The 3,656-nt window shown below is 70.7% G+C and carries 3 protein-coding genes; 2 read left to right on the top strand and 1 reads right to left on the bottom strand.

Annotated features, from left to right (window positions below; genetic code table 11):
* The first annotated feature begins 255 nt into the window (after window positions 1–255).
* Entirely contained in the window at window positions 256–1,362 is a 1,107-nt protein-coding gene (locus tag ACIRDX_RS21555) for a hypothetical protein (RefSeq protein WP_396627484.1), read from the top strand.
* The gene (locus ACIRDX_RS21550) at window positions 1,359–3,428 is read left to right on the top strand and encodes an alpha/beta fold hydrolase (RefSeq protein ID WP_396627483.1); all 2,070 of its coding nucleotides are present in this window, start codon (window positions 1,359–1,361) and stop codon (window positions 3,426–3,428) included. The genes ACIRDX_RS21555 and ACIRDX_RS21550 overlap by 4 nt, the downstream gene beginning before the upstream one ends.
* Before the next feature lie 147 nt (window positions 3,429–3,575).
* Here ACIRDX_RS21550 and ACIRDX_RS21545 read toward each other — a convergent pair.
* On the bottom strand, window positions 3,576–3,656 hold an 81-nt coding region (locus ACIRDX_RS21545; RefSeq protein ID WP_396627485.1), incomplete at its 5' end, for a PEP-CTERM sorting domain-containing protein.

Genomic DNA, 3,656 nt, shown 5'->3' with positions numbered 1-3,656 from the left:
ACGTCGCCTACCGCGTCGGCCACGCCATCACGTGGGACCACAAGGCGATGCGCATCACCAACGCGCCCGACGCCGAACGCTTCATCAAGCGCCCGAAGTACCGCGACGGCTGGAAGCTGGCGTAGCACAGAGGTAGGGCGGGGTGTCCCACCCCGCCGCAATCCACGACGGCGCGGTGAGACACCGCGCCCTACCTGTGTGCGGGGGCCCACCTCGGCCGTGCAACGCGTATGATGCGCGGGCCGAGGAGGCACCATGGACACGACACTCCGTTCCACGCGAGACGATCTCGTGGCGCGCAGTCAGCACTATCTGACCTGCTCCCGCGACGTCGAGTTGTCGTATCCCGGCGTGAAGGCCGGCTGCGACGTCACCTTCGACGAGATCTGGCAGCTGTTCCTCGACAGCGGCTTCCTCTACCCGGACAAGGTGGCGCGCCTGCAGCCCGTGTTGCCGGAACTGCAGCACACGGTGCGCACGCTGCTCGAGGTCAACGGCAGCCTGCTCTCCACCGTCGTCCTCCGCAACGAGGCGGCCGTGGACGCGCACATGAGCATCCTCCGCTTCCACGAGCGCACGTGGATGGTGCAGCACCTCGCGGCCATGCCGATGACGGCACGCGGCCTCGACACCTCGGCCCGCCTGACGCTCGGCTTCACCTACTACGGGCGGCTCCGGAAGGACATCGGGTGGGTGAAGATGTTCTTCCGCCCCAACAACCCATGGCCCGCGCGCGTGTTCGGCGGCTACGCGCGTCGCCTCGGCGACGTGCCGACGTCGGACCTCCGCACGTTCCACTACCTGCCGGCGTCCACGCAGGCCCACGACCCGACGGTGTCGCCCGACATCACCGTGACTTCCGCGACGCCTGACGACCTCGGCGTGGTCCAGGCGTGGTTTTCGTCGCGCGGCCGACTCGTCGAGATCGAGGCCAACGACCTGCGCGCGGACGCCTTCGCGCTCGCGTCGCTCGGCGCCGCCTACCAGAGCCTCGGCTTGCGACGACAGCGCGAGTGCCTCGTTGCTCGCCGCGACAGACGCATCGCCGGCGTCGCGCTGCTCGACATCGCCTCGCTCGGCCTCAACTTCAGCGAGCTGACCAACGCCTTCACCGTGCACATGGTCGACGACGACGAGGACGCGCGCCTGGCGCTGATCGTCGCGGCGAAGGCGCGGTACCGCGACCTCGGTCGCCCGCAGTGCATCGCCCTCTCGGAGGACGAGGACCTGTCGGCGTTCGCATCGGCGGGCTTCGCACACGCCAAGGACTACACCTGCTGGACCTTCCACCGCGACCACCTGGCCGGCATGGAGGAGTACTTCCTCGACATGTTCGGCGCCCGCCGCCGGAGGGCGAAGTGACCGGCTCCTCAGTGACAGGCCCCGTGCGGCTTCGCCTCACCGAGCTGCGCGTGCCGCTGAAGATGACGTTCCGCCACGCGTCGGCCGCGCGCACGCACGGCGAAAGCGTGTGGGTCGAAGCGTCGCGAGGCACGCTGCGAGGCTTTGGCGAGGGCTGCCCGCGCCCGTACGTCACGGGCGAGACACGCGCGTCGTGTCGCCAGTGGATCGGGAAGTGGCAGGGCGCCATCGAACAGGCGTGCGTGGACGTCGGCGCGCTGCGTGCCTGGGTCGATGCCCAGCGCGAGGCCATCGATGCATCGCCGTCGATGTGGTGCGCCATCGAGCTGGCCCTGCTGGACCTGTTCGCGCGCGAGCAGGGCTGCAGCGTGGAAGGGTTGCTCGGCCTGCCGGAACCGGGAGGGCCGCACGTCTACTCCGCCGTGCTCGGCAACGACGAGCCCTGGAAGACCCGCTTCCTCGTCGACCAGTACTGCATCCTCGGCCTCACCGACTTCAAGGTGAAGCTGGGTGGCGTGCTCGAGGACGACCGCACGAAGCTCGACATCGTGCAGGAACTCACCGCGTGGCACGGCGTGGGCGATCCGCGGATGCGCGTGGATGCCAACAACCTGTGGGCCGACACGCCCGACCAGGCCCTGCCCTACCTGCGGGCGCTCGCGGCGCCGCTGTTCGGCGTCGAGGAACCCGTCACGCCACGCGACGTCGACCGCCACGCCGCGATCAGCGTCGGGCTCGACGTGCCGGTGATTCTCGACGAGAGCCTGTGCACGATGGCCGACCTGGAGCGCTACGACCACGCGCCGGGACGCTACATGGCCAACCTGAAGGTGTCGCGGATCGGCGGCGTGCTGCGTGGCCTGCAGTTGGTGGCGGCGCTGCGCGCGCGGGGCTGGCCCATCATCATCGGGGCGCACGTCGGCGAGACCTCCGTGCTCACGCGCGCCGCGATGCTCGTCGCCGCGGCCGCTGGCGACGCACTCGTCGCCCAGGAAGGCGGCTTCGGGTCACGGCTCGTCGAACGCGAGCCGGCCGTGCCGAGCCTGCGCTGGGGACGAGGCGGCAGGCTCGACGTGAGCCGCACGTACGCCGAGGTCGGCACGGAAGGCCTGCAGCTCACGCCGCCGTCGGCCTGGGCACGCGGCTGGGGTCTGGCATGCCGCGCGTCGGCCGTCACCTGGAAGCCGACCGAGGCCGAAGGCACGCAGGCGATGTCGGACGGCTACGACGTCCACTACCGCCTGTGGGGGCCCGATTCAGGCGACGACGTCGTGGTGATCCTGCATGGCGGGATGAGCCACTCGCTGTGGCAGCGGCCACTCGCCGACGCGCTGCGGGCCTCGTCGGCGCACTCGGTGTTCGCGCCGGATCGTCGCGGCTGCGGCCGCAACGCCGGGCGCGGCGACCTCGGCAGCGCGGTGCGCACCGTGGACGACGTCCTCGAGCACGTGCGGATGCTGCAGGGGCGCTTCACGCGCGTCCATCTCGCCGGGTGGTGTCAGGGGGCGCAGTACGCCGCCGTGGCCGCCGAACGCCTCCAGCACGAGGGCGCGCTGGCGACCCTGCTGCTGATCACGCCGGGCCTGTTCTGGAACGCGCGTTTCCGCTCGGTGATCGACATGACGGAACGTGTGGTGCAGGCCCTGATCGAGCACTTCGCGCTCGCGCCGGAGCGCGCCGACGCCTTCGTGCCGATCCCGCTGCAGGCCACCGACTTCACCCTGGCGCCGGAGGGCCTCGACTTCATCGACGCCGATGCACTCAAGTCGACGACGATGACACTCAAGTCCGTGATCGTGATGGACGAAGTGCAGGAGCAGTCGTGGGAAGCCATCCTGAAGGTCGACCTGCCGACCTTCGGCGTCGTCGCCACCAACGACCGCATCGTCGACAACGCCAAGGTGCGCGCCTACCTCGGCGGCCTGTTCGAGCGACCTGGCAACCGGCTGATGGAGATGGACGCCGCACACGCCGTGCAGTTCGAGCAGCCGGCCGACCTGGCTGCCGCGCTGCTCGAGTTCATCGCGACCGCGCAGGCACGAACGGCTGTGCCGGCCGTGCCCTGACCTCGACGGCCCCACGGCATGGCGACCTGCGGGACAGGACGGGCGCCTGACCGGGTGTATGCCGAGCGCTCGCCCTGCCCTCGTCACGCCTGGCACTGTTGCCCGCGTGTCCTGGTGGCAGGGGCCGCAGCGGCGCGAGGCCGCCCGTCAGCGGGCGCTGCGGGGTTTGCGCCTCGCGGCGGCTACCCCGGCGAGGCCGAGGCCGAACAGCGTGAGCGCCATCGGCTC

Source organism: Luteitalea sp., assembly GCF_044337415.1.
Lineage (GTDB): Bacteria > Acidobacteriota > Vicinamibacteria > Vicinamibacterales > Vicinamibacteraceae > Luteitalea.
Note: the sequence above shows the minus strand (reverse complement) of the source record. Positions and strands in the feature narration are given on the sequence as shown.